Origin of the sequence: Streptomyces sp. NPDC005728 (assembly GCF_040630895.1) — a bacterium.
Classification (GTDB): Bacteria; Actinomycetota; Actinomycetes; order Streptomycetales; family Streptomycetaceae; genus Streptomyces.
The window spans coordinates 1-22,815 of record NZ_JBEXYL010000078.1; the positions used below are offsets into that span (position 1 = coordinate 1).

26 protein-coding genes and 1 pseudogene are annotated in these 22,815 nt (G+C 69.4%); 13 read left to right on the plus strand and 14 right to left on the minus strand.

The features are described 5' to 3' along the window. Positions 1 to 118: 118 nt before the first annotated feature. Positions 119 to 592 carry a carboxymuconolactone decarboxylase family protein gene (locus ABZ471_RS35890; protein WP_359072487.1) on the minus strand — a complete coding sequence of 158 codons (474 nt, stop codon included), beginning with the start codon at positions 590 to 592 and terminating at the stop codon, positions 119 to 121. Positions 593 to 778: 186 nt separating this feature from the next. Here ABZ471_RS35890 and ABZ471_RS35895 point away from each other — a divergent pair, with 186 nt between their 5' ends. Further along, complete coding sequence (locus ABZ471_RS35895; RefSeq protein ID WP_359072488.1) at positions 779 to 1,186, plus strand: nuclear transport factor 2 family protein; 408 nt, start codon at positions 779 to 781, stop codon at positions 1,184 to 1,186. Between the two features lie 48 nt (positions 1,187 to 1,234). Here ABZ471_RS35895 and ABZ471_RS35900 read toward each other — a convergent pair whose 3' ends face one another. The 3 genes from ABZ471_RS35900 to ABZ471_RS35910 form a co-directional block, all read right to left on the minus strand. Next, positions 1,235 to 1,882, minus strand: coding sequence for a DUF2637 domain-containing protein (locus tag ABZ471_RS35900; RefSeq protein WP_359072490.1), 648 nt, complete (start codon positions 1,880 to 1,882; stop codon positions 1,235 to 1,237). A gap of 32 nt (positions 1,883 to 1,914) precedes the next feature. Next, a complete protein-coding gene (locus ABZ471_RS35905; RefSeq protein WP_359072492.1) occupies positions 1,915 to 2,094 on the minus strand; it encodes a hypothetical protein in 180 nt (59 codons plus the stop codon). A 135-nt stretch (positions 2,095 to 2,229) separates the two neighbouring features. Then, positions 2,230 to 3,483, minus strand: a complete 1,254-nt coding sequence (locus ABZ471_RS35910; protein ID WP_359072493.1) for an MFS transporter — start codon at positions 3,481 to 3,483, stop codon at positions 2,230 to 2,232. 163 nt (positions 3,484 to 3,646) lie between these two features. Between ABZ471_RS35910 and ABZ471_RS35915 the strand changes: the two genes are divergently transcribed. Next, positions 3,647 to 4,408: a phosphoglyceromutase gene (locus tag ABZ471_RS35915; RefSeq protein ID WP_359072495.1), complete on the plus strand. Its 762-nt coding sequence runs from the start codon at positions 3,647 to 3,649 to the stop codon at positions 4,406 to 4,408. Positions 4,409 to 4,486: 78 nt separating this feature from the next. Here the strand turns inward: ABZ471_RS35915 and ABZ471_RS35920 are convergent. Continuing rightward, positions 4,487 to 4,699, minus strand: a pseudogene (locus tag ABZ471_RS35920) (tyrosine-type recombinase/integrase); the annotation flags it as partial. Positions 4,700 to 5,340: 641 nt separating this feature from the next. Continuing rightward, a complete protein-coding gene (locus ABZ471_RS35925; protein WP_359072496.1) occupies positions 5,341 to 5,544 on the minus strand; it encodes a hypothetical protein in 204 nt (67 codons plus the stop codon). Positions 5,545 to 5,931: 387 nt separating this feature from the next. Here ABZ471_RS35925 and ABZ471_RS35930 point away from each other — a divergent pair, with 387 nt between their 5' ends. The 4 genes from ABZ471_RS35930 to ABZ471_RS35945 all read left to right on the plus strand — a co-directional run bounded on the left by ABZ471_RS35930 (position 5,932) and on the right by ABZ471_RS35945 (position 9,803). Continuing rightward, entirely contained in the window at positions 5,932 to 6,429 is a 498-nt protein-coding gene (locus ABZ471_RS35930; RefSeq protein ID WP_359072497.1) for a CbrC family protein, read from the plus strand. Positions 6,430 to 6,659: 230 nt separating this feature from the next. Beyond that, positions 6,660 to 6,935, plus strand: a complete 276-nt coding sequence (locus tag ABZ471_RS35935; RefSeq protein ID WP_359072499.1) for a hypothetical protein — start codon at positions 6,660 to 6,662, stop codon at positions 6,933 to 6,935. Positions 6,936 to 7,286: 351 nt separating this feature from the next. Beyond that, entirely contained in the window at positions 7,287 to 7,493 is a 207-nt protein-coding gene (locus tag ABZ471_RS35940; protein WP_327324241.1) for a hypothetical protein, read from the plus strand. A gap of 837 nt (positions 7,494 to 8,330) precedes the next feature. Next, on the plus strand, positions 8,331 to 9,803 hold the full coding sequence (locus tag ABZ471_RS35945) for a sialidase family protein (protein ID WP_359072501.1): 1,473 nt from the start codon (positions 8,331 to 8,333) through the stop codon (positions 9,801 to 9,803). Positions 9,804 to 10,471: 668 nt separating this feature from the next. Here the strand turns inward: ABZ471_RS35945 and ABZ471_RS35950 are convergent. Both ABZ471_RS35950 and ABZ471_RS35955 read right to left on the minus strand, forming a co-directional pair. Continuing rightward, the gene (locus ABZ471_RS35950) at positions 10,472 to 11,818 is read right to left on the minus strand and encodes a phosphatase PAP2 family protein (RefSeq protein WP_359072552.1); all 1,347 of its coding nucleotides are present in this window, start codon (positions 11,816 to 11,818) and stop codon (positions 10,472 to 10,474) included. A 37-nt stretch (positions 11,819 to 11,855) separates the two neighbouring features. Then, positions 11,856 to 12,188 (minus strand): hypothetical protein, encoded by a 333-nt coding sequence (locus tag ABZ471_RS35955; RefSeq protein WP_359072557.1) that lies wholly within the window; start codon positions 12,186 to 12,188, stop codon positions 11,856 to 11,858. Between the two features lie 141 nt (positions 12,189 to 12,329). Here ABZ471_RS35955 and ABZ471_RS35960 point away from each other — a divergent pair, with 141 nt between their 5' ends. Then, positions 12,330 to 13,124 carry an oxidoreductase gene (locus ABZ471_RS35960; RefSeq protein WP_359072502.1) on the plus strand — a complete coding sequence of 265 codons (795 nt, stop codon included), beginning with the start codon at positions 12,330 to 12,332 and terminating at the stop codon, positions 13,122 to 13,124. Positions 13,125 to 13,135: 11 nt separating this feature from the next. Here ABZ471_RS35960 and ABZ471_RS35965 read toward each other — a convergent pair whose 3' ends face one another. The 5 genes from ABZ471_RS35965 to phoU all read right to left on the minus strand — a co-directional run bounded on the left by ABZ471_RS35965 (position 13,136) and on the right by phoU (position 16,705). Next, a complete protein-coding gene (locus ABZ471_RS35965) occupies positions 13,136 to 14,233 on the minus strand; it encodes a CU044_5270 family protein (RefSeq protein ID WP_359072504.1) in 1,098 nt (365 codons plus the stop codon). Further along, positions 14,230 to 14,955: an RNA polymerase sigma factor gene (locus ABZ471_RS35970; protein ID WP_359072505.1), complete on the minus strand. Its 726-nt coding sequence runs from the start codon at positions 14,953 to 14,955 to the stop codon at positions 14,230 to 14,232. The genes ABZ471_RS35965 and ABZ471_RS35970 overlap by 4 nt, the downstream gene beginning before the upstream one ends. Before the next feature lie 58 nt (positions 14,956 to 15,013). Then, entirely contained in the window at positions 15,014 to 15,556 is a 543-nt protein-coding gene (locus ABZ471_RS35975; protein ID WP_359072507.1) for a hypothetical protein, read from the minus strand. Between the two features lie 171 nt (positions 15,557 to 15,727). Beyond that, the gene (locus ABZ471_RS35980; protein ID WP_359072509.1) at positions 15,728 to 15,883 is read right to left on the minus strand and encodes a hypothetical protein; all 156 of its coding nucleotides are present in this window, start codon (positions 15,881 to 15,883) and stop codon (positions 15,728 to 15,730) included. 132 nt (positions 15,884 to 16,015) lie between these two features. Further along, complete coding sequence (gene phoU, locus ABZ471_RS35985; protein ID WP_359072511.1) at positions 16,016 to 16,705, minus strand: phosphate signaling complex protein PhoU; 690 nt, start codon at positions 16,703 to 16,705, stop codon at positions 16,016 to 16,018. Between the two features lie 235 nt (positions 16,706 to 16,940). Between phoU and ABZ471_RS35990 the strand changes: the two genes are divergently transcribed. Beyond that, entirely contained in the window at positions 16,941 to 18,233 is a 1,293-nt protein-coding gene (locus ABZ471_RS35990) for an ATP-binding protein (RefSeq protein WP_359072513.1), read from the plus strand. After that, complete coding sequence (locus ABZ471_RS35995; protein WP_010358452.1) at positions 18,230 to 18,910, plus strand: response regulator transcription factor; 681 nt, start codon at positions 18,230 to 18,232, stop codon at positions 18,908 to 18,910. Before ABZ471_RS35990 ends, ABZ471_RS35995 begins: the two co-directional genes overlap by 4 nt. 76 nt (positions 18,911 to 18,986) lie before the next feature. On the opposite strand, the gene ABZ471_RS36000 is transcribed toward ABZ471_RS35995, so the two are convergent. Next, entirely contained in the window at positions 18,987 to 19,682 is a 696-nt protein-coding gene (locus ABZ471_RS36000; protein WP_359072516.1) for a DUF461 domain-containing protein, read from the minus strand. Between the two features lie 637 nt (positions 19,683 to 20,319). Between ABZ471_RS36000 and ABZ471_RS36005 the strand changes: the two genes are divergently transcribed. From ABZ471_RS36005 to ABZ471_RS36020, 4 genes are all read left to right on the plus strand, one after another. Next, positions 20,320 to 20,802 carry a CarD family transcriptional regulator gene (locus ABZ471_RS36005; RefSeq protein ID WP_003953493.1) on the plus strand — a complete coding sequence of 161 codons (483 nt, stop codon included), beginning with the start codon at positions 20,320 to 20,322 and terminating at the stop codon, positions 20,800 to 20,802. Positions 20,803 to 21,103: 301 nt separating this feature from the next. Further along, positions 21,104 to 21,856, plus strand: coding sequence for a 2-C-methyl-D-erythritol 4-phosphate cytidylyltransferase (gene ispD, locus ABZ471_RS36010; RefSeq protein ID WP_359072518.1), 753 nt, complete (start codon positions 21,104 to 21,106; stop codon positions 21,854 to 21,856). Then, entirely contained in the window at positions 21,846 to 22,355 is a 510-nt protein-coding gene (gene ispF, locus ABZ471_RS36015) for a 2-C-methyl-D-erythritol 2,4-cyclodiphosphate synthase (RefSeq protein ID WP_359072520.1), read from the plus strand. Before ispD ends, ispF begins: the two co-directional genes overlap by 11 nt. A 50-nt stretch (positions 22,356 to 22,405) precedes the next feature. After that, positions 22,406 to 22,810: a PPOX class F420-dependent oxidoreductase gene (locus tag ABZ471_RS36020; RefSeq protein WP_359072522.1), complete on the plus strand. Its 405-nt coding sequence runs from the start codon at positions 22,406 to 22,408 to the stop codon at positions 22,808 to 22,810. Positions 22,811 to 22,815: the final 5 nt, after the last annotated feature.

Sequence of the window (22,815 nt, forward strand, 5' to 3'; positions counted from 1 at the left end):
CCCAGCGCGCAGGTGTTCCACGGAAGGGACGCGCCCACCTCCAGCATCTGCATGTTGCCCTGGGGACGCAGCGGCCTCCACGCCGGGGCTGTCACCCCCTCGCCGGGACGGCCGTCGATCAGCCGAACATTCCGGGCTCGTAGTCACCGGCGGGCTGCTGGACGATGACGTTCAGGCGGTTGTAGGCGTTGATGAGGGCGATCAGCGACACCAGGGCGGCGAGCTGGTCCTCGTCGTAGTGCTTGGCGGCGTTGTCCCAGGCCTCGCCGGTGACCCCGCCGGCCGCGTCGGCGGTCCGGGTGCCCTGCTCGGTCAGCTCCAGGGCGGCGCGCTCGGCGTCGGTGAAGACCTTGGCCTCGCGCCAGGCGGCGACCAGGTGGAGGCGCTGCGCGGTCTCCCCGGCGTGTGCGGCGTCCTTGGTGTGCATGTCGGTGCAGAAGCCGCAGCCGTTGATCTGGCTGGCGCGGATCTTCACCAGCTCCTGCGTCGCGGCCGGCAGCGTCGAGTCGGCGACCGCCTTGCCCGCCGAGTTGATGTACCGCATGAACTTGCTGCTGACGGGGTTGGCGAAGAGATTCAGGCGAGCGTCCATCGTGTGCTCCTGTGCGGTTGCTGTTGGCTACACCTGCTTGACGGGAGAGCCCGGCGGGATGTGACAGCTCCGAATGTGACCTGTGTCACGCACTGCTGCCGAGTGTGATCGTTTCACCGAAACGGTCCCCCGCCGACCCTCTCTGTGATGACGTGGCCTTCCGTCCACGCACCCAGGGAGGCCGCTGTGTCCGGATCCCCGCAGGAGATCTTCGGGAGCTACGTCTATGCCGGTTCCCTGACCCGCAACGCCGATGCCCTTGCCGAGCACTTCACCGAGGACGGCGTCTTCGAGGCGCCGCTCGTGCCGGCCGACGCGGCCTTCCCACGGCGGCTGGAGGGCCGCGAGGAGATCCGCAGGGGCATGGCGGCCTACTACGAGCGGCAGGTGAACGACACGGGAGCGCCGAACCTGGAGAAGTCCGGCTACGTGCTGCACGCCACCTCCGATCCCGACGTGTTCATCGCCGAGATCGACACGGTCTTCGACGGGACCGGAGGGGACGTGACTGTCTCGCTGGTGCAGATCTTCCGCATCCGCGACGGGAAGATCGCTCGGCTTCGCGACTACTTCGCGCCGGGTCTGGTGGAGTGAGATGGCCAGGGCAGCGGCCGTACGAGCCGTGCCCTGGCCTGCGTCTCTTCACGGCTTGGAATTCGGCCGGCTGGTGGGTGTGGCGTGCCGGGGCCGGCTCTTGGCCGAGATCTGGCCGACGAGTTCCCCGAAGCACACCAGAGCGGTGACCGGTGGAATTCCGAAGATCACCGGCGAAAGCTGAGCGTGTGACCAGTTACTGACACACAACGCCACGGCCATCCCGGAGGCGGCCACCACAACGCACCAGGAACGCCGCGCACTCCGACGCTGAACGGTGGCCCGCAGAACGGAGAGAGCCGCCACGAACCACGGCCCGTACACCGTCAGCGGCCAGCATTGCGCCAGTCTCATGGGCAGCACGGTCGAGGCGATCCCGCGCAGTTGGCCGTAGGAATAGGAGACGGACCATCCCAGCATGCACACCGCGCACAGCGAGACCATCACGATCAGGACCGTGACGTGGGTCGTGCGCTGCCCGCCGTCGACCAGACGGGACTCATGGCGGAGCCGTCGACGGTTGTTCCTGCGGCGGGAGGGCACGGTCGGTGGGGTGGGCGCGGGGGTCACGGGGGCCGCCGTGGACAGCATCTGGGCCAGCTCTTCGACCGGGTCCCAGTCGTTCGGCGGGACGTCCGGTTCCGGGACGCTCCAGATGTGGTCGTAGAGACCGGTGTCGTCGTAAATCCTGTCCATAGATAATCCCCCTGGATCCTCCACGCCCTCCGTCAGGAGGCTCCATACAGATCCGCCATGGCCCGCCGGTATTCAGTTTCCATTCTGTTGATTTTATTCAGGAAATCATGGAGCAGGTCGGTGGATGACTTGAGACCCGCATCGCCGTCCCAGCGAAGTGCGGTCGTCCGATGATCCTCTGTTGCATGCCAGTCCAATCGCGTCACGGTCACCTAACGAAGGTGACCGGACGCGCGGTTGCCGGGCATTCGGGGGAATATTCCGTGCATACCGAATTTAAATGCTCGGCATACCGGATTTAAATGCTGGTTTCGGCGGCGCGGTGGGTGCGGCGCTCCGCGCTCCGCTCACGCCGCCGTGGGCTCGCGCTTCGCCGCCGTCCGTGTCTCCTCCGCCGTCGGCCGCTCCTCGGGCAGCCGCCGCATGAGGACGCCGTATCCGACGCCTGCCACTGTCCCCACCACCGCGCACATCCCCCACAGCCACTCGGCTCCGAACCGGTCGATGACCGCTCCGGACATCAGCGGCGCGACCAGGGCGGCGACGGACCACGACAGCGTGTACATGCCCTGGTAGCGCCCGCGCCCGTGCACGGGCGACAGCCGGACGACGAGCCCGGTCTGCGTCGGCGCGTTCACGATCTCGGCCAGCGTCCACACGCACACGGTGAGCGCGAAGACGCCGACCGACCCGGCGAAGGCGGTGAGCCCGAAGCCGTAGCCCGCGAGGAGCGAGGAGAGGACCAGCAGCGTGCGCGGGTCGCGGTGCTCGATGAAGCGGGTGACGGGGATCTGCAGGGCGACGATCAGGATGCCGTTGACGGCGACGGCGAGCCCGTAGTCGGCGGGCGTGAACCCGGCCCGGCCCATCGCCACCGGCAGCCCGACCGACCCCTGCTGGAAGACGAGGGCGACGAGGAAGGACAGTCCGACGACGGACATGTACCGCCCGTCGCGCAGCACGGTCCCGAGGCCGACCTCGTCCTCCGCCTGCTTGGCCGTGGCGGTGGGCCGCGACTCGGGCAGCTTGAGGAAGACGACGACCGCGCACGCCAGCGTCATCCCCGCCTCGATCAGGAACCCGGCCAGATAGCTGAACTCGGCGATGAACCCGGCGGCCATGGAGGAGACGGCGAAGCCGAGGTTGATGGCCCAGTAGTTCAGCGAGAACGCCCGCACCCGGTCCTCGGGCCGGACGATGTCGGCCATCATCGCCTGCACGGCGGGCCGGGAGGCGTTGGAGGCCATGCCGACGAGGAAGGCGACGGCGGCGATGGCGACGGGGTGGTGCATGAACCCGAGCAGCGCGACGGAGAAGGCGGTGGCGGTCTGCGCGATCAGCAGCGTCGGCCTGCGTCCCAGCCGGTCGGCCATCACACCGCCCCCCAGTGAGGAGACGACCCCGCCGAGCCCGTGCAGGGAGGCGACGAGACCGGCGTACGAGGCCGAGTAGCCGCGGTCGAGCGTGAGGTAGAGCGCCATGAAGGTGGCGACGAAGGCGCCCAGCCGGTTGACCAGGGTGCTGGTCCACAGCCACCAGAACGCGCGGGGGAGGCCGGAGACCGACTCCTGGGCGGCTCGTCTGACACGGGCGGCGTACATGACGGGGACCCTCACGGAAGCACGAAGATGTAAGTGGCCAACTCGGCATGCGCAACTTACAGGCAGGAGATCGGGATCGGCCACTCAATTAACAGATGCCGTCAACTGTCCGGCTGCTGGGCGTGCGCCCTGGGGGTCGAAAGCGTGGATTACGCTCTGAGGCATGGCCGACGCACCGTACAAGCTGATCCTCCTCCGCCACGGCGAGAGCGAGTGGAACGCGAAGAACCTGTTCACCGGCTGGGTGGACGTCAACCTGAACGAGAAGGGCGAGAAGGAGGCGGTCCGCGGCGGTGAGCTGCTCAAGGATGCCGGCCTGCTCCCCGACGTGGTCCACACCTCGCTCCAGAAGCGCGCGATCCGCACTGCGCAGCTCTCCCTGGAGGCGGCGGACCGCCACTGGATCCCGGTCCACCGCTCCTGGCGCCTGAACGAGCGCCACTACGGCGCCCTCCAGGGCAAGGACAAGGCGGCGACGCTGGCCGAGTTCGGCGAGGACCAGTTCATGCTCTGGCGCCGCTCGTACGACACCCCGCCGCCCCCGCTCTCGGACGACTCCGAGTTCTCCCAGGCGAACGACGCCCGCTACGCCTCCATCCCGCCGGAGCTGCGCCCGCGCACGGAGTGCCTGAAGGACGTCGTCGTCCGCATGCTCCCGTACTGGTACGACGGCATCGTCCCCGACCTCCTGACCGGCCGCACGGTCCTGGTCGCGGCCCACGGCAACAGCCTGCGCGCCCTGGTCAAGCACCTGGACGGCATCTCGGACGCCGACATCGCGGGCCTGAACATCCCGACGGGCATCCCCCTCTACTACGAGCTGGACGCCGACTTCAAGCCGGTGACCCCGGGCGGCAGGTACCTCGACCCCGACGCGGCTGCGGCGGCCATCGAGGCGGTCAAGAACCAGGGCAAGAAGAAGTAGCTTTCGTGATCATGCCCCTGATCTGCGCTTTCGGTGCGGATCAGGGGCATTTTCGCGGTCTGGGACCTGCCTGGAACCTCAGCCCGTGTGATCTTGCGGGCGGAGAGCCTGCCCGAGAGCCTTCCAGGCCCGCTCCCGGCTGCTCGGCATGAGGTGCGCGTACACCTTCAGCGTCAGCCCGGGATCGGAGTGCCCGAGGTACTCCGCGAGGGCCTTGATGCTCTCTCCGGCGTCCAGGAGGACGGACGCGTAGAAGTGCCGCAAGGCGTGCATGCCGTGCTCCCGGGCAGCGGCGCTCCCCGCGACCGGTCCCAGCGTGACGCAGTGAAGGCTCTCCGGGTACATGCCAAGGAAGAGCTTCCCGCAGGCGACAGCCTGATCCGTCGGTGGAAGCGGTGGGAGTCCGGGCAGATTCCCGGACGCTCGCGGAAGGAGCCCTTCGGGCGGGCACGGACTTCGGCGGCACGGAGCGCTCACCCATGCGCAACGCTGAGGCGCGGGTAAAACTGGGAGTGACTGCCGCGCGGGAGGGCGACTTGGAACAGGCGCTCGTCATGGGCGAGCGCGCCCTCGAAGGCGAGCGCCAGTCCGTCCCTTCGCTCATCATGACGAGCCGCGAGCCGGCAGCCGAGATGAGGACCCATACGCGGCCGAGCCTGCCGCTCAGGACTACCTCGCTCGCCTCCGCGAGCTTGGGCAAGGAACCCCCGGCTTCTTGCCTCAGTAACAGAAGGTGCGGCCTACGGCCGCGCAAACCTTGGCAGCTCGCTGCGCTCGCGCGCGACGGCGTTCGGGAGCTCCCGCCCGCCGCGTGCTTCCGGGCCGACTCGGACCTGGCATGCCCGACGGGTCGGCACAGTCCCTGCGACTCTCCCGGCTACGCTCGCGCGGGAGCGCCCCGCGGCGCGTGGCTGCGGGGCGCCTTGTGGGGTTTAGTCGATCTTCTCCCCGTCGTGCGTACCGCCCTTGCAGAGGTTGTCCGTCAGATCGGCCGTTCCGCCGCCCTGCTTGCACTCAGAAGGGGTGACGTACGAGGGGGCACCCTGTGCGGTGGCGGCGGTGGCGGCGCCTGTGAGGCCGAGTCCGGCGAGGGCTGCCGTGGCGATGACGGCGGCGAGGATTCGTCGAATACGCATTTGGTTTCCCTTTCACGGATTGCCTCGGTTGGGGCACTAGTCAGCTTGATCTTCACCCATGTGGGTGGCACGTCATGTTGGGCCATTCGGGTGACAGTGGTGTCGGGTGCGGGGTCGGTGACGCGACTCGTCGGACAGGCCCTGGAACGAAGAGACCACCCCGGTCGGATGGGTGGTCTCCTTGTTGTTCCGGAGGAGGCAGCGTCCGCAACCGGCCCCATGCCAAGAGCCGTGTTGACCTGCGGAAACGCGCCCTTGCGAGCTGTCTCGACTGGCTGGGCCAGGAGGAGTCCGACACCGCGCCCGATCAGGGGACCTGCTCGTGGACAGACTGCTCTCCATGAGATCAGCCGGCATGGCCGTCAGGGCGCAGGTCGGGAACCGGCGATGAGTGCCGACCTGCCCTTCTTTCGCTATCATCCGGACCCCCTGACAAGTGGGTCCGTCCGGGCGGCCCTCGAGACGTGCGCCTGCTGCAAGCGCAACACGGGCTGGATCTACACGGCCACCTTCTACACCGCCCAGGACGTCAGCGGACGATTCTGCCCATGGTGCATCGCAGACGGGAGCGCTGCTGAACGCTTCGCGGGTGAATTCACCGACTCCTACGGACTCGACGGTGTCAGCGAGGACGTCTTGCATGAGGTCACCCGCCGCACCCCTGGCTTCCACGCCTGGCAGGATCCGCGCCGGCTCGTGGCCGCCTCCCCGGCCGAGCCGCGCCCGGCGGTGTGCAGGGGACAGGCCGGGCGGGACGCTGGGCCGTCCGATCCACCTGGTCGGCCGGACGGGCCGGCTACCGCGCTTCGCGCAATAGCAGTTACTCAGCGCGGCCGCCCCCGGGTGCCCAGGACGGGCGGGGGAGAGGATGCGACGCTGGAGTGAGGGGCCCGCGAGTGGAGGTCCGAGTGCGTCTCATCAGGTCCGGGGCCCTCTCCTTCGGCCTGGCGACCATGTCCCGGTGCGGCTCAATGGATGCGACGCAGAATCGTGCGGTCAGTCTGTGAGCCCGCCGGCCGGGGCACCACTCACCGAGCGTCGCCAGGCGGCCTTACCGCGTGGATCCGGCCCGCCCGGACCAGACCGCGCGACCAGCCGGAAGGCAGGTGCGTCCCATGCGCACGTCGACCCGTATCGCCGGTGCCCTCACCGGCCTGACCCTCACCCTCGGCGGTGTGGTCCTCGCCGCTCCCGCGGTCCGGGCGGACATCCCCGCCTGCACACAGATGGCCGAACTGGCCGGTGCCACCGCTTCCGACTCCGTCACAGCGGCCTGCAGCCGTGGCGTGGTCGGAGACCTGCAGAGTTGTGTGACCGGGCTGACCGGGGCCGGAGTGGCGGGCGGCGCCGCGACCGGTGCCTGCCGGGCGGCGGCCCACGAACCGCGTTAGAGGACCGCGCGCGGCAGCCGCCCGCCGGCACCGGTCGGAGGCAGGTGCGGCCCGTCTCCTCCTCAACCCACGGCCTGCCCGGACACAACGCGGCCCCGGCGGGCAGTCTCGACGCCAAGGACATCGACGTCGCCCCGCTCCTGCCGACGCGCACGCGGCGTACCGATGCGGCCGGTCGAGGTCGGTGACGTCATGCCTCTCCGGGGCCGGGCAGTCACCGCCCGGGCGCGGCGTCCAGCTGCGCGTCGCGGGCCTCATGCGGAGCGCCCATGCTGAGTAGGAGGGCGCCGTCGCCTTGAGACTTGTCCTTCCCGAAGGCCGAACGAAGGCGCCTGAGAGGAGGAGGAAGTCATGCGCATGCGAAGAATCCTGGGCCTCGCCCTGGCCGCGGCAACCCTTGCCGGCGTGAGCGCCGTCGGCGCTGTCAGCGCCGGGGCCGCCTCGTCTCCGAACATCTCCAGAGACGACTGCACGGCCGCCGGCGGACAGATCGTTTCACGCCCCTACGCCGGCTACGCCTGCGCGCTGCCTGACGGGACCACGCCGGCGATCACTTGACCGGTCGGCGCACGGCTGGGCAACCAGTCCGGCCGGTGCACCCGGCGCGGTACGTATGGGGTGACGGCACCCGGTCCACCGTCGGGTGGATCGCCCGCGCCCGTCTCGACACCGCGGCACTCGCGATGGTGGACGCCGACCGTCTCGGAGCCGAGGCCGTCACCGCTTCGAGACGGTCCGCGCCGTCCTGAACACCGCGCTCACCGCCGTCCTGAACGGCCTCGGCCATGTCGTCATACAGTGACCGACGAGGTCGTTCGCATTTCCTGGCTGTATTGATTCGGATTTCCCGGCTGTATGGATCACGAGCGTTGATGACACTCGGCAGGGCTTGAACAGGCGCAGAAGAACGAGCAGTCCCGCCGGCCTCGAGCCTGGATGTGCCGACGGTGATGGAGTCTTCCTTCTGGCGCGGGCGATGATCGCGCCGCTGTCCGCATTGAGGTGGCCCTTTGCCGATGCCCTGACTCATCCCCACCGTGGAAGAGGTCCAGCAGGTCATCCCGCTCCACCAACCCGTCTGAGCCAAGGCCGACCCCGCCGGCATCGCCAACCGGCACGCGGCCCACGGCCCTCTCCGGGGACCTACGAGACGGCGCCGTAACAGCACGACCAAGGAGCCGACCGGCACGGTGCACCCGCCGGTCGGCTCCGCCGTGCTTCTCGACGACCCCCGGGATGACTCCGTCGTTCGGCCCATCAAGGGCACCGGCTGCAACGCCGAAGAGGACCAAGCGGAGTCGACCCACCCTCGCGTTCCGGTATGCCTCCGCGCCGCAGGCCGCTCCGATGACGGCGGTCCCGTACCCCGGCCGACAGGCCCGGAGGAGATCCCGCATGCGCGTCTTCCTGCCCCTGACCGCCGTCACCACCGCCGCGCTCCTGCTCGTCACGGTCACCGGCGCGACTCCCGCCGCAGCAGACCGGAACGCCGGCGGCACACCACTGGTCAAGGTGTCCCACGGCGACCCGTACGCGAAGTGCACCATCGGAGCGAGGTCCCCCGACAGCATCGTCTACCCGGGCACCGAGGTCGAGCCGTACCTGTCTGTCGATCCGCGCGACCCCAAGCGCGTGGTCACCGTGTTCCAGCAGGACCGCTGGAACGACGGCGGCGCCCGTGGCCTGGCGGCCGGCTGGACCGCGGACGGCCACACCTTCCACCGGAGCACACTGCCGTTCAGCCTGTGCGCCCCCGGCGGCGCGGACTACGAACGGGCCTCCGACCCCTGGGTGAGCACCGGACCGGACGGCACGGTCTACGCCGGCGGAGAGGGCGTCGACTTCACGAAGAGCACGCGCAGCGCCCTCCTGGCAGTCACGTCCCGCGACGGCGGCCGCACCTGGCGGAACCTCACCACCACACACGTCGATGAGCAGCCGTTCTTCAACGACAAGCCCTCCCTCACCGCCGACCCGATCCGCAAGGGCACCGCGTACCAGGTCTGGGACCGTCTCGACAACGACCCTCCCGGACCGAGCTCCCTCGACGGTCCGGGCTACATCTCCCTCACCCGCGACGGCGGCCGCACCTGGAGCAAGGCCCGGCCGTTCGTCGACACCAGCACCGTGCCCAACACCCACACCATCGGCCATCTGATCGTCGTCGACCGGCGCACCGGCACCCTGTACGACTTCTTCGACACGATCACCTTCGCCGACGACCTGAGCACCGTCGTCGAAGCCCACTACGCGATGGTCACCTCGACCGACGCCGGAGAGACCTGGAGCGCCCCGGTCACCGTGGCCCGGGACACCTCCGTACCGGAGGTCGACCCGAACGACCCCACCAAACTGCTGCGCGCCGCGGCCACCCTGCCGAGCCCGGCCGTCGACCCCAGGACAGGCACGCTGTACATGGCCTACGAGGGCTCGGACTTCTCCGGTGGAAAGTTCGACTCCGTCCAGCTCGTGCGGTCCACCGACGGCGGACGCACCTGGGGGACCCCGGAGCTGATCAGCCCCAAGGGCGTTCCGGCCTTCTCACCGTCGATCGCGGTCGCCGAGCGGGGCACGGTCGCGCTCACTTACTACGACCTGCGCTTCCTCGAGCCCGGCAACACCACCACCCTGCCCACCGCCTATCAACGGGCCACGCTGCGGCACGGAAACCCGAAGCTCCGGACCGAACGACGGATCTCGCGGGTCTTCGACTGGCTGCAGGCGCCGTTCTCCGGGGGCTACTTCCTCGGCGACTACCAAGGCCTGGTGGCAGACGGCAAGGGAGTACGGGCGGTGCTCACCGAGACCCACTCCGGCGCACCACAGAACCGTACGGACGTGTACACCAGCAGTCTCCGCACCCGCTGACCGACGCGGACGCCGTCGGCCGGCCCGACCGCCGACGGCTGCAGACAGGCCTCGGACCCACTCCGTGACCACGTTGGACGGGGAGGTTCGGCCTCGTCCCGCCCGGCGGGGCGGGCCTGCTGCTCTGGGGTCGCGTGAACGCGGTTTGGTCCGTGACTGACCGGAACTGCTGGTCAGAAGCGGGACAGGGGTGAGAGGAACTGGGAGGAACAGAGTAATTAGTAGCGGAGGGTGGCCGGACGCTGCGGACGCTACACATTCTGTTTGGCGTCCGCAGGAAAAGTGCAGGTCAGAGGGGGCGAGCGATCCCCGGCGGACGCTGCGGACGCTATTTTCCCTTGACTCTCAAGTTTTGCTGGGGATGGCTTTTCAGGCGGGGCGGGATCGCGGGCCCGGCTGCCCGCCCGCCCCCCTGAAAAGCCGTGGTGAACCACAGAGAGCGGACGCGCGGCCGTAGGCCGCTCCTTCACCAACGACCGCCCGATCGCAGGCCAGTTGGGGTATGACATGCGCTGACCAGGCCCAAAAGACGGGCCCGCCAGACCCAGGGCAAGAAGAAGTAGAGATTGTGATCACGCCTCCCACCTGCGCAGGCGGCGCGGATGGGAGGCATTTTCACGGCCTGGGGCCGCTCAACGCGGTTCGTGGTGAGCGTGTGCAGCGTGGCTTCACACCAGTTCGGGTTGTGGTTCCGGGTGCAGCGCTGGTGCAGTTTTCGGTTCCCACCGTCTGGTGGTCCGTACGTAGCCGTGGATCACTGAGGCCATCGCCAGAATGAGCAGTGGTCCGAACACCCATGGGTGTTCGGCCATCTTCATCGGCAGATAGCGATACGACAGCAGGAGCGCGGTGAAGATCGTTGCGCCGTGAGCGACCAGCTGGAATCCGGACCGGTCCCAGCCACGTGCGAGCGAGCGCAGAGCTGCCTCGATCGTGAGTGTGAACACCACGCCGGCAATGATGTCCGCGCCGTAGTGGTAGCCGAATCCCAGCGTTGCGCCGAGCGTGGCGATCAGCCAGAACGTGCCCGCGTATCGCAGAATCCGTGGGCCCCTGCGGGAATGGACGAAGATCGCGGTGGCCCACGCCGTGTGCAGGCTGGGCATGCAGTTGCGTGGGGTGATCTCGTTGAACGGCATCTGGTGCGGGGCATCGAGCGGTGGCGGCGTGTTCGGCCACAGGTCGGCCACCGCCCAGTGCCCGCCGTCGGCGCCGTAGGCGAAGATCGGTCCGACCACCGGGAAGATCATGTAGATGCCCGGCCCGAGGAGGCCGATCATCAGGAACGTGCGCACCAGGTGATGGCGAGGGAAGCGGCGCTCGACCGCCACATTGCGCAGCTGGTACAGCGTGACGGCGACCGCGGCCACTGCAAGCTGGATGTAGACGTAGTCGAGAACATGGGCGCCGACCGGACCGCCGGCCCTGACCATCCGGCCCACCAGCCACGACGGGTTGCCCAGTGCGTGATCGGCGGTTGCCACGTACTGGTCGAGCACCGCCGGGCGGGTCTTCGACGTGATGAGCAGCCAGGTGTCGCCGGTCTTGCGGCCGGCCACCAGCAGGAGGCCCAGTCCGACGCCCTTCAGCAGCAGGACGCGTTCCCGGCCGGTGCGGCGCGTGACGGCGATGACCGCACAGCCCAGAATCACCCACAACGCGCCGTTGCCGAAGGGGTGGCCGTAGCCGGGGATCGTCTTGGCGTGGATCGCCCACCGCACCAGAAAGAAGACGACGTCGATGCCGATCGCGGTGGCAGCCGCGATGAACCGTTGCCGCCAGGTGAACACCACCGTCATCAACGCCATGCTGGCGTACAGGAGCGGCCCCGATTTGGGGGGGAATATCAGCTCTTTTGCCTGGTTGGTGATCGGCCCCGGTACGCCGTATCGACGTGCGGCGATCTCCAGTGTGATGAGGAACCCGAGGGTCACCACACCGGCCGTGCCCCACAGGATCGCCCGCGGTCGACGCCACGCGGCGAATGTGATTCTGCCGTTTATTCCCGAAAACATCCGTGATGCTTTAGATATCAATTGTTTGGCCGATTTGTTATTCAGGCAACCAGGTCCGCTCTTTGTACTGGACGGCATGGTTTTCCGGTGAAGGGCGGGTAAAGGGCGATCGTCGTGAGTTCGAACATGCTAGCGGAGTGGTGCAGGTGGGTTTCGCTGGCCGGACGCACATGCCTCGGTCGCCGTCGCCGCTGGACCGGTTCAGGCCTCGGCGTCGGTTCTTCTCCGAGCGGCGCAGCAACTCGCCCGCGGTGAGCGTCACCTTCGCCACGCCGCGGACCAAGCGAGGTTCGCCGCGCTCGGCCCACACCGCACACACGCACCCGCCGACGGCGAGCGCCAGGACGCCGAGCAGCACCAGAACGGTCATGTTCCCCCTGCATTCGTACGGTCCCGGTGATCCTCTCAGGTCGGGTCGAGGCCCGGTCGAGGTCGGCTGCTTTCCTGAGCCGGTGGTGCCGGTTCCGCCTACCCTCGACCTATGCGGTGATCAACCCGGAAAAGGGGCGCCATGGACCTCCAGCTCAAAGACAAGGTCGCCGTCGTCACCGGGGCGAGCAAGGGCATCGGTCTCGCCATCGCCGATGCCTTCGCCCGTGAAGGCGCGCACGTCGTCGCCGGCAGCCGGAGCAGCACTCCCGAGCTCGAAACGCTCCGTGAGGAGTACGGCGTCACGGCGCTCGCGGTCGACCTGTCCACCGCGGACGGACCGGACGCGCTCGTCCGGCGCGCGGTGGACCGGTACGGCAGGGTCGACATCCTGGTCAACAATCTGGGCACGGCGACCTCCCGTCCGGGCTTCCTGGACATCGGCGACGCCGAGTGGCAACGGATCTTCGACGTGACCCTGTTCAGCGCGGTCCGGACGAGCCGCGCGGCGCTTCCGCACCTGCTGGACGCGGACGGGGGGTGCATCATCAACATCAGCTCCATCAACGCGCGCCTGCCCTTCCCCATGGTCGTGGACTACTCCGCGGCCAAGGCCGGGCTGGCCAGCCTGACCAAGTCGCTGTCCGAGGAGTTCGCACCGCGGGGCGTCCGGGTCAACGCGATCGCCCCCGGGCCGGTCCGCACGCCCTTCTGGACCGCGCCGGGTGGCTTCGCCGATGTGACGGCGGCCCAGGCCGGCACCACCGCTCAGGAGGCCGTCGACGTGGTCGTGCCGCAGAGCATGGGGATCTCCACCGGGCGGGTCACCGAAGCGCACGAAGTCGCCGATCTGGCTCTCTTCCTCGCCTCGCCGCTCGCCGGCAACATCACGGGAGCCGAGTTCACCATCGACGGCGGCCAGGTCAAGACGGTGTGATCGCCTGCCCCTCAGCCGGTCTGTGACGGGGTCTGCTTCATCGTGTCGACGACGGCCCGGTTCAGGATGGCGGTGGTGCTGATCACCGTACCGGGCTTGAGCAGGGCCTCCTGGCCGGTGTTCTGCCGTACCTGGACGGTGCGCTCCCCGAGGAACACATGGGTCTTCTGGTCGAAGATCCATTCCTCCCGCCGGCCGCTGGTCTCGTCGAGCCGGGCCACCGCCACACCGTGCCGGCCCACCGCGTCCACCGCGTCCTGCACGACGACGACTCCGGGGATCTTCGCGGCGGTCCGGAACAGCGCCGGGTAGAGCTGCGCCGGGGGGTAGCTCTCGCCCAGCAGGTCCCCGATGGTGGTGAACGCCTCCTGGTCGGGGGAGTTGCCGTGCCCCTCGGTCTCCTTGTAGATCTTGGCCAGCAGCGCGTCGGGGTCGGTGGTGAGCTTGGACAGGTAGTCGTACGACGGGTTGTTCAGGAACGCCTCCGGGGTGTTGCCCTGCTCGTCGGGCAGGCTCAGGGTCTCGCCCTCGGAACTGTCGTTGACCGCGGGGTCGATCAGCCAGCCCTCGGTGCCGTCCGGGGACTCCCACACCTGGCGGCGGTGCAGCTCGTGTCCGGCCACGGTGGTCCTGTCGCCGACGGTCTTCAGGTAGCTGTCGGCCGTCTTGGACTCGATGTAGACGTACTGGCCGGGCTTGACGGCCGGGTGGGACCCGTCGGCCGCCGCGAGCGAGATCTGGTCGAGCAGCTGGGGCACGCCCTTGGTGGTCGTGGCGCCGATCCGCGTGGTCAGGGCCGGTCCGGTGGCGACACCGCCGTCCCTGACCCCGCCACCGCCGGACATGGACACGCCGGCGACGACTGCCCCGGCCAGGGCGGCGGCCATCGCGGGCAGGGTGATCGCCGGACGCGGGAGCCGGAGACGCCGTGCCTTCGCGGGGGCTGCCGTCGTCGCGCGCTCTTCCTGCTGCATGTCGTGGATCTGGGCCATCAGACGCTCCCTGTGGAACTGGTGGCGGCCCGCCGGCAGGTCACGCGCCGTCCGGGACAGGAGCTGTGCGCTCTCGTCTCCCTCGGCCGGGTTCTGCCGGGACGTGTTCGCGTTCATCGGTTTCCTTCCGGTGCGGGCCGGATCGCGTGGGTGTGATCGCCTTTTGTCTGTCGGCCGACGAGGCCGCCTTCCCGTTTTCCGCGAATTTTCTTGCGCACCGGTTCGATTGCCGGGCGGCCGACCTCGACAGGAGCAGGGCGGCCGGCTTCGACAGGTGCCGCGCGGCCGGCTTCGGCAAAGGCGCGCGCCGATTCGGCCTCGGCCAGCGCACGCAGCTTCTTGCGGGCCCGGGAGAGCCGGGAAGCGACGGTGCCGACCGGAATCCCGAGCGCTTCCGCCGCGGCCTCGTAGTCCAGGCCCTCTCCCAGGCAGAGCGTGATGACCTCGCGCTCCGGCCGGCGCAGCGAGGCGAGTGCGGTGAGGGCCGCCGCGAGCCGCCGCCGGTCGTCGACCCGATCGGCCACCTCGTCGGCGTGGTCGGCCACCGACAGTTCGGCCGCGGCGGCGGCGCTCGCCGCCGCCCGGTACCGGCGGTTGCTCCGGTACTGGTTGCGCGCGGTGTTGGTGGCGATGCCCAGCAGCCAGGGCCGCAGGGAGCCGCCCTCGGGGTCGACCCTGTCGCGAAGCCGCCACGCCTCCATGAAGGTCGCGGCCATCACGTCCTCGGCCACCGACCAGTCGGCGGTCAGCCGGAAGGCATGGTTGTAGACCGCGCGGGAGTAGCTGTCGAAGAGCTCAGCGAACGCGCTCGATTCCCCGGCCCGTACCCGGGTACGCATATGAGTGCTCACCTCAATGAGCTGTCCGGTACCCCACAGCGCCTTCCCATGACCTGCATCACACGCTGTTCGGGGCGACTCGGCTGCCGCCGTGGGTGTCTCCCGGCTCGGGCGCACCGCGGCCGATCGTCATCGTCCAGCGCACGGACGAGGGAGCCTCGACCGAGACGACACCGCTGCGGTCCGCCCCGCCGACGGCCACCTGGTTGTAGACGGTGCTGACCTCGTCGGTGAGGCATTTCAGCGGGAAGGAGACGTGTACGGGCCGCACCGCCACCTTGACCACGCCCGCGCCCCGGCAGCGCACCGCGACGATCAGCGCGTCACCCTTCCGGCCCTCGCGGAAGGCGAAGCTCGCGTTCCCGCTGGTCACGTTCTGACGGCCGGCGAGTGCTTCACCGGCGTCCAGCTCCGGGGGCTTCTGGACGGGGGGCTGCGCGCTGCCGCCCGGCCCGGCCGTTCCCGCTGCCGCGTCCGGCTCGGGCGAACGTGTGGGCTGCGCAGGCCTCTCGGCTTCGGGGTGAGCCGACGTGCAACCGGTGAGTGGTACGAGCAGCGCGGCACACGCGATGCCCAGTCCTGCGAGGGTTCGGCGGGACATGTCAGCCCTCCCACATGGCTCAGCCGGCACGGTGCGGCGCCGGTTGCCGTGGATCATGTCAGCGCCCGGAGGCGGACTGCCGGCTTCCGCGGTTTTCCTGAGCAAGATGTGAGCTTGGGCAAGAAGCGAGGGGCCCCGGATTCCCCGGAGCCCCTCGCAGGTCGTACGTCGTCAGCCGCACTGGCAGGGAGCGCCCGACTGGCAGCCGCAGCCGCAGCCGGAACCGCAGCCGCACGCGGCCACGAGCGGCAGGCTCCTGATCTCGACGGGCTGCTCGGTCTCGCGCTCCTGGGTGGGGTCGGTCATGGTGCTGGGGGATTCGGCCATGGGTCCCTCCTCGACACTGGGGCCTGGTGCCCTCGCCCATTGCATGCCCGTTTCCCTGGGCGCATCAACGGCGCACAGAGGCGCTCGCGCGCCCCGCCCGGCGGCCTTCGAGCCCCCGGAGGGGCCCGGCGGTCAGGCTTCGTCGACCCCGGTGACCGGATGGATGTCCGGCTGCAGCTCATCCGCGTGCTCGCCCGTGACCAGGAACACGACACGCTTGGCGACGGCCACCGCGTGGTCGGCGTACCGCTCGTAGTAGCGGCCGAGCAGCGTCACGTCGACGGCCGTCTCGATGCCGTGCTTCCAACGGTCGTCGATCAGGTGCTGGAACAGGGCGCGGTGCAGGAGGTCCATCTCGTCGTCGTCCTGCTCCAGCTGGAGGGCCAGGTCGACGTCCTTCGTCACGATCACCTCGGCCGCCTTCGCCATCAGGCGCTGCGCGAGCTGACCCATCTCCAGGATGGTGGCGTGCAGGTCGTGCGGGACCGCGCGCTCGGGGAAGCGCAGCCGGGTCAGCTTCGCCACGTGCTGGGCGAGGTCGCCGGAGCGCTCCAGGTCGGCGGACATGCGCAGCGACGTGACGACGATACGGAGGTCCGTCGCCACCGGCTGCTGGCGGGCGAGCAGGGCTATCGCACGCGCCTCCAGGTCGTGCTGGAGCTCGTCGACCTTCTGGTCGCCCTCGATCACGCTCTCGGCCAGCTTCAGGTCGGCGTCGAGGATGGCCGTCGTGGCGCGCCCGATCGCCGACCCCACCAGCCTGGCCATCTCCACCAGAGCGTCGCCGATCGAGTCAAGTTCCTCGTGGTACGCGTCCCTCATCAGGGTTCCCTCTCGTACGTGTGCTTCGCGGGGTTCCGGGGGCCGTGACACCACGCGCCCCGTGGCGAAAACCAGCGGTGTGAACCCCACGCTCCCACGGTCTGCCTCGTACGCGTCCGTTTCTGCCACCCCAAATGAACCACTACTGGCTCCAAGGTGAACTCTGGGCGACGAGTGTTCGAGGTCGCACCTGGACGGCTGTGGGTATGTCGTACCCCATGCCTAACCTGGGGGCATGGACGTGAACGCGGCGGTCGCCGCAGCGGCAGCGATCGCCGGGGTGCTCACCGGCGTCATCGCCATGCTGGCGTTCCGCTGGAGCGAACGCGACCAGAAGCGACCGACCAGGACTTCTTTGCATACCGATCCCGTACTCCCGCCCGGAGTGGACACCGTGCTGTCCGTGCTCCGCTCCTCGGCCGTCGTCCTCGACGAGGCCGACGCCGTCGTCAAAGCCAGCTCCGCCGCCTACGCCCTCGGGCTGGTGCGCGGCGGCAAGCTCGCCATCGAGCCCATGCTCCAGATGGCCCGGGACACCAGACGGGACGGCGAAATACGTCAGGTCGAGCTGGATCTGCCCCGGCGCGGCACCGGACGGGGCGAGGCCCTCGCCGTCTCCGCGCGCGTGGCCCCGCTCGGCTCGCGCCTGGTCCTGCTGCTGGTCGAGGACCTGACCGAGGCCCGCCGGATCGAAGCCGTACGACGCGACTTCGTGGCCAATGTGAGCCACGAGCTGAAGACGCCCGTCGGCGCCCTCTCCCTGCTCTCCGAGGCCGTCATGGACGCCTCCGACGATCCCGAGGCCGTACAGCGCTTCGCGGGCCGGATGCAGATCGAGGCGACCCGGCTGACCAACCTGGTCCAGGAACTGATCGACCTCTCGCGGGTACAGAACGACGACCCGCTGGAGGACGCCGAGCCCGTCCGCGTGGACGAGCTGGTCGCCGAGGCCATCGACCGCTGCCGCCACCAGGCGGGCACCAAGCAGATCACCATGGCCGCGGGCGGCACCGCCGACCTGCACGTCTGGGGCAACCGCGGTCAGCTCGCCGCAGCCCTCGGCAACCTCGTCGAGAACGCCGTGAACTACTCCCCGGCCCGCACCCGCGTCGGCATAGCCGCCCGGCGGATCAGTGCCTCGGGCGGCGACATGATCGAACTCGCCGTCACGGACCAGGGCATCGGCATCACCGACAAGGACAAGGAGCGCATCTTCGAGCGCTTCTACCGCGTCGACCCGGCCCGCTCCCGGGCCACCGGAGGCACCGGCCTGGGTCTCGCGATCGTCAAACACGTGGTCGCCTCGCACGGCGGCGAGGTCACGGTCTGGAGCGCCGAAGGCCAGGGCTCCACCTTCACCCTCAAGCTGCCGGAGGCGGGTATGGCCCGCGACCGCGCACACCAGCACCCCGACCTCGACGACGAGGCCGGCCAGGCCGCACACTCAACTTCCGGATCCCCCGATTCCGGCGTATCCCCCGACCCGACCGCGTACGAAACGCTTCCCGCCCCGGAGGTCCTTCCGTGACCCGAGTGCTCGTCGTCGAGGACGAGGAGTCCTTCTCCGACGCCCTGTCGTACATGCTCCGCAAAGAGGGCTTCGAGGTCGCCGTCGCGGCCACCGGCCCCGACGGACTCGACGAGTTCGAGCGCAACGGCGCCGACCTCGTCCTCCTCGACCTGATGCTGCCGGGTCTGCCCGGCACGGAGGTGTGCCGCCAGCTGCGCGGCCGCTCCAACGTCCCCGTGATCATGGTGACCGCGAAGGACAGCGAGATCGACAAGGTCGTCGGCCTGGAGATAGGAGCCGACGACTACGTCACCAAGCCGTTCTCCTCGCGCGAGCTGGTGGCCCGGATCCGGGCCGTCCTGCGCCGCCGTGGCGAGCCGGAGGAGGTCACGCCGGCCGCGCTGGAGGCGGGCCCGGTCCGCATGGACGTCGACCGCCACGTGGTGACGGTCTCCGGCTCGAAGGTCGACCTCCCGCTGAAGGAGTTCGACCTCCTGGAGATGCTGCTGCGCAACGCCGGCCGCGTCCTGACCCGCATGCAGCTCATCGACCGGGTCTGGGGCGCCGACTACGTGGGTGACACCAAGACCCTCGACGTCCACGTCAAGCGCCTCCGCGCCAAGATCGAGCCGGACCCGGGTGCGCCGCGGTACCTGGTGACGGTCCGCGGCCTGGGCTACAAGTTCGAGCCGTAAACCGTACGACGCGCACGGCGCACGGACGAAGGGCGGCACCCCGAGCCGGGGTGCCGCCCTCGTGTGTACGAACGGCTCAGTGGCCCGCGACCGACTGCGACGCCGAGTCGCTCGGGGTGGCGCCGGTGGACGCGGCGTCCGTGGCGGTCGCGGAGCCCGTGACGGTCGCCGACGGGGAGGTCTTGCCGCCCTTGCCCGGCTTCTCGTTGCCGGACGCGGTCGAGCCCGGCGCCGCGGTGGTGGTGGCCGACGCGGTCGGGATCTCGCTCGGGCCCCAGCCGGTGAAGAAGCTGGTGGCCGGGACCACGAAGGCGCGCAGGTCCACCGGGCCGGTCTTGCTGAAGGTGAAGGTGATCTTCTGGGCGTTGCCGTCCTGGACCGCCTCACGGCCGCTGGAGATCACGGCGGAGGCGTTGTCCTTGCCGCCGATGACCAGCGAGCCGTGCGCCGGAATGGTCAGGCTCTGGCCCTTGGCCGGGGACAGCTTGACGGGCTGGCTGCTGCCGTCGACGGCGATCGACTGCAGCGTCTGCTCCGTCGTGCCGGTGTTGAACACGGTCCCGGAGACGACGGCCGGGCCGGACGCCTTCAGATCGGGCTGCGTGATGATCGTGGCGTTCTGGATCTTGATGTCGCCGACGCTGGTCGCCGCGTTGTCCGGCTTGATCTCGAGGGTCTGGGAGTTGTTGCCGGCGCCGCAGGCGGCGAGCGAGGCGATCGAGAATGCGATGGCGGATGCGGCGAGGGCGCCGCGTCGAAGGCTGCTGCTCACGGCGGCGGCATCTCCTTGAACGCAGGGGCGGCTTCCTGTAAAGCCGCCCTAAGTGTCTGTCAGCGGGCTTAGGTTACCGAGCCGTTCCCGCGCGGCCGCACCCGACCCTCCCCCAAGCACCTGGCTTCACTCCGGCTGGGCGTACCCCGCCCGTCACAAGTGACCCGTGAGTCACTTTGCGGAGGTGCTCGTCCGCCATTCACATAACGCGGCCGCAACAGCGCAGTCCGCATCCCCGCAACAGGGCCCGCAAATTTTCCGTGAAGGAATGCAGGGCCACCCCGGATATTGATCACCCACCGCCCATCCGGCCTCCTGTGATCAATTCCGGATTCTCTCGGACCCGGGCTCCTGCCGCCGAACGGAGTAGCGGAAGTCGTACGCTTGGAAGTAGACAAATCGGGACGTTCATCCTCTTGGAAGCGGCTCGGCGTGTGTGTGACGTACGCGTTTCACCTCGTCCGAAGAGCCGCTCCGACCTGCGAATACCTGGTTGCGTTCGGGCCGGCGGGCGCCCTCGCAGCACGTTCCGGTTGCTGTTGTCAAGCCCCGAGATATGCCCTGACCTGCGAAAACGCCATTCAGAACACGCCGTATCCGTGTTACCCTGGATAGCCACGGAAGGGGTACCTGTCACATGACGTTCAAGGTTGGCGACACCGTGGTCTATCCCCATCACGGGGCCGCGCTGATCGAGGCCATCGAAACTCGCCAGATCAAAGGCGTGGACAAGACCTACTTGGTGCTGAAGGTCGCCCAGGGTGACCTGACGGTGCGTGTGCCAGCGGACAATGCTGAGTTCGTGGGCGTGCGTGATGTGGTCGGTCAGGATGGACTGGACCGGGTCTTCGAGGTGCTGCGCGCACCGTATGCCGAGGAGCCCACGAACTGGTCTCGTCGTTACAAGGCAAACTTGGAGAAGCTCGCCTCCGGCGATGTCATCAAGGTCGCGGAAGTCGTGCGTGACCTGTGGCGTCGTGAGCGCGAGCGCGGGCTGTCCGCCGGTGAGAAGCGCATGCTCGCCAAGGCCCGCCAGATCCTGGTGAGCGAGCTCGCTCTTGCGGAGAACACGAACGAGGACAAGGCCGAGGCCCTGCTCGACGAGGTGCTCGCCTCCTGACGCGCCGCCGGCGGCTGTCGCTGCCCTCAGCACGCTCAGCACAGTAAAAATGCCGCGGTGCCCGATGACACTCACCCTGTCGCCGGGCGCTGCGGCATGTTCGTCCCCGGAAGACTCCGGCCCCTGCGAGGCCGCCGTAACGCCTGCCGTTCACCTCGGGGGAAACCCCCCGATACTTGATGTGCCGGGCCCGGGCAGATGGCTCGACCAGGGTCACGGAAGGGTCCGGTCAAGGCGTCGCGCCCGGCACTCCTCCAGGCCATACCCACCTAGGTCGAGCACACAAACCTGACAGGAACCGATGTCTGACGATTCGCGCCCTTCGCTTGCGCAGATCCCCGTCGCCGCCGTGATTCCCGCCGCCGGCCGGGGCGTACGGCTCGGCCCGGGCGCCCCCAAGGCGCTCCGTGCGCTGAACGGCACGCCCATGCTGATCCACGCGGTCCGCGCCCTCGCCGCGTCCCGCCATGTCTCCCTGGTGATCGTCGTCGCCCCGTCCGACGGCGCCGCCGAGGTCAAGTCCCTGCTCGACGCGCACGCGCTGCCCGAGCGCACCGACTTCCTCGTAGTCCCCGGCGGGGACAGCCGCCAGGAGTCGGTGCGGCTCGGCCTGGACGCCCTGCCGCCCGAGTACGGCATCGTCCTCGTCCACGACGCGGCCCGCCCGCTCGTCCCCGTCGACACCGTCGACGCGGTCATCGAGGCCGTACGCGAGGGCGCTCCCGCCGTGGTCCCCGCGCTGCCGCTCGCCGACACCGTCAAGGAGGTCGAGCCCGCGGCCGTCCCCGGCGACCCCGAGCCGGTCGTGGCCACGCCCGAGCGTGCCCGGCTGCGCGCGGTGCAGACGCCGCAGGGCTTCGACCGGGAGACCCTGGTCCGCGCCCACGAGACCGTCACCGAGGACGTCACCGACGACGCGAGCATGGTCGAGCAGCTCGGCCTGCAGGTCGTCACCGTCCCCGGCCACGAGGAGGCCTTCAAGGTCACCCGGCCCCTCGACCTGGTCCTCGCCGAGGCGGTCCTGGCCCGCAGGAGGCTCAACGATGGCTTCTGAGCAGCCCCCTGTGCTCCCGCCGGTGCTCCCCCAGGTCGGCATCGGCACCGACATCCACGCCTTCGAGGAAGGCCGCGAACTGTGGTGCGCCGGCCTGAAGTGGGAGGGCGAGGGCCCGGGCCTGGCCGGGCACTCCGACGCCGACGTCGTCGCGCACGCCGCCTGCAACGCGCTGTTCTCCGCCGCCGGGCTCGGCGACCTCGGCCGGCACTTCGGCACCGGGCGCCCCGAGTGGTCCGGCGCCTCCGGGGTCACCCTGCTCACCGAGGCCGCCCGGATCGTGCGCGAGGCCGGGTTCGTCATCGGGAACGTCGCCGTCCAGGTCGTCGGCCCCCGGCCGAAGATCGGCAAGCGCCGCGACGAGGCGCAGAAGATCCTCTCCGAGGCGGCGGGCGCACCCGTGTCGGTGTCCGGCGCGACGACGGACGGCCTCGGCTTCCCCGGGCGCGAGGAGGGGCTGATGGCAGTGGCCACGGCGCTCGTGGTGCGGGTGGGCTGAGGGCGTGCGAGGGTACCGGCAGAGTCACCGGTGACCGAGGAGGTACCCCCATGCCCGCCGTCCTGTCCGACCGGCTCAAGACCCTGCTCGACGAGCCCGTCTTCATCGTCGTGGGCACCCTTCAGCCCGACGGCAGCCCGCAGATGTCCCCCGTGTGGGTGAAGCGGGACGGTGACGACATCCTCTTCTCCACGACGGACGACCGCCGCAAGAAGAAGAACCTGGACCACGACCCCCGGGTGACCGTGGTCGTCCTGGACCCCGGCTCTCCCTACGAGTACGCCGAGATCCGCGGCACCGCCGAGCTGACCACCGAGGGCGGACCCGAACTCATCGACGAACTGAGCCTGAAATACACCGGTAAGAAGTATGCGGACTTCAATCCGGCCTCGGCGCAGGACGCCCAGCGGGTGGTCGTACGGATCAGGCCACGGAAGGTCGTCGGGCGGCTCTGAGGCCG

What these genes read in the sequence shown, in the direction of transcription:
- ABZ471_RS35915 (WP_359072495.1), top strand. Translation starts at nt 3,647, where the DNA reads ATGGCCGACGCACCGTACAAGCTGATCCTCCTCCGCCACGGCGAGAGC.
- ABZ471_RS35945 (WP_359072501.1), top strand. Translation starts at nt 8,331, where the DNA reads ATGCGCGTCTTCCTGCCCCTGACCGCCGTCACCACCGCCGCGCTCCTG.
- ABZ471_RS35965 (WP_359072504.1), bottom strand. Translation starts at nt 14,233, where the DNA reads ATGAACGCGAACACGTCCCGGCAGAACCCGGCCGAGGGAGACGAGAGC.
- ABZ471_RS35925 (WP_359072496.1), bottom strand. Translation starts at nt 5,544, where the DNA reads ATGCGTATTCGACGAATCCTCGCCGCCGTCATCGCCACGGCAGCCCTC.
- ABZ471_RS36005 (WP_003953493.1), top strand. Translation starts at nt 20,320, where the DNA reads ATGACGTTCAAGGTTGGCGACACCGTGGTCTATCCCCATCACGGGGCC.
- ispD (WP_359072518.1), top strand. Translation starts at nt 21,104, where the DNA reads ATGTCTGACGATTCGCGCCCTTCGCTTGCGCAGATCCCCGTCGCCGCC.
- ABZ471_RS35960 (WP_359072502.1), top strand. Translation starts at nt 12,330, where the DNA reads ATGGACCTCCAGCTCAAAGACAAGGTCGCCGTCGTCACCGGGGCGAGC.
- ABZ471_RS35980 (WP_359072509.1), bottom strand. Translation starts at nt 15,883, where the DNA reads ATGGCCGAATCCCCCAGCACCATGACCGACCCCACCCAGGAGCGCGAG.
- ABZ471_RS35890 (WP_359072487.1), bottom strand. Translation starts at nt 592, where the DNA reads ATGGACGCTCGCCTGAATCTCTTCGCCAACCCCGTCAGCAGCAAGTTC.
- phoU (WP_359072511.1), bottom strand. Translation starts at nt 16,705, where the DNA reads ATGAGGGACGCGTACCACGAGGAACTTGACTCGATCGGCGACGCTCTG.
- ispF (WP_359072520.1), top strand. Translation starts at nt 21,846, where the DNA reads ATGGCTTCTGAGCAGCCCCCTGTGCTCCCGCCGGTGCTCCCCCAGGTC.
- ABZ471_RS35990 (WP_359072513.1), top strand. Translation starts at nt 16,941, where the DNA reads ATGGACGTGAACGCGGCGGTCGCCGCAGCGGCAGCGATCGCCGGGGTG.
- ABZ471_RS35950 (WP_359072552.1), bottom strand. Translation starts at nt 11,818, where the DNA reads ATGTTTTCGGGAATAAACGGCAGAATCACATTCGCCGCGTGGCGTCGA.
- ABZ471_RS35900 (WP_359072490.1), bottom strand. Translation starts at nt 1,882, where the DNA reads ATGGACAGGATTTACGACGACACCGGTCTCTACGACCACATCTGGAGC.
- ABZ471_RS35935 (WP_359072499.1), top strand. Translation starts at nt 6,660, where the DNA reads ATGCGCACGTCGACCCGTATCGCCGGTGCCCTCACCGGCCTGACCCTC.
- ABZ471_RS35975 (WP_359072507.1), bottom strand. Translation starts at nt 15,556, where the DNA reads ATGTCCCGCCGAACCCTCGCAGGACTGGGCATCGCGTGTGCCGCGCTG.
- ABZ471_RS36020 (WP_359072522.1), top strand. Translation starts at nt 22,406, where the DNA reads ATGCCCGCCGTCCTGTCCGACCGGCTCAAGACCCTGCTCGACGAGCCC.
- ABZ471_RS35955 (WP_359072557.1), bottom strand. Translation starts at nt 12,188, where the DNA reads ATGACCGTTCTGGTGCTGCTCGGCGTCCTGGCGCTCGCCGTCGGCGGG.
- ABZ471_RS35930 (WP_359072497.1), top strand. Translation starts at nt 5,932, where the DNA reads ATGAGTGCCGACCTGCCCTTCTTTCGCTATCATCCGGACCCCCTGACA.
- ABZ471_RS35910 (WP_359072493.1), bottom strand. Translation starts at nt 3,483, where the DNA reads ATGTACGCCGCCCGTGTCAGACGAGCCGCCCAGGAGTCGGTCTCCGGC.
- ABZ471_RS35970 (WP_359072505.1), bottom strand. Translation starts at nt 14,955, where the DNA reads ATGCGTACCCGGGTACGGGCCGGGGAATCGAGCGCGTTCGCTGAGCTC.
- ABZ471_RS35940 (WP_327324241.1), top strand. Translation starts at nt 7,287, where the DNA reads ATGCGCATGCGAAGAATCCTGGGCCTCGCCCTGGCCGCGGCAACCCTT.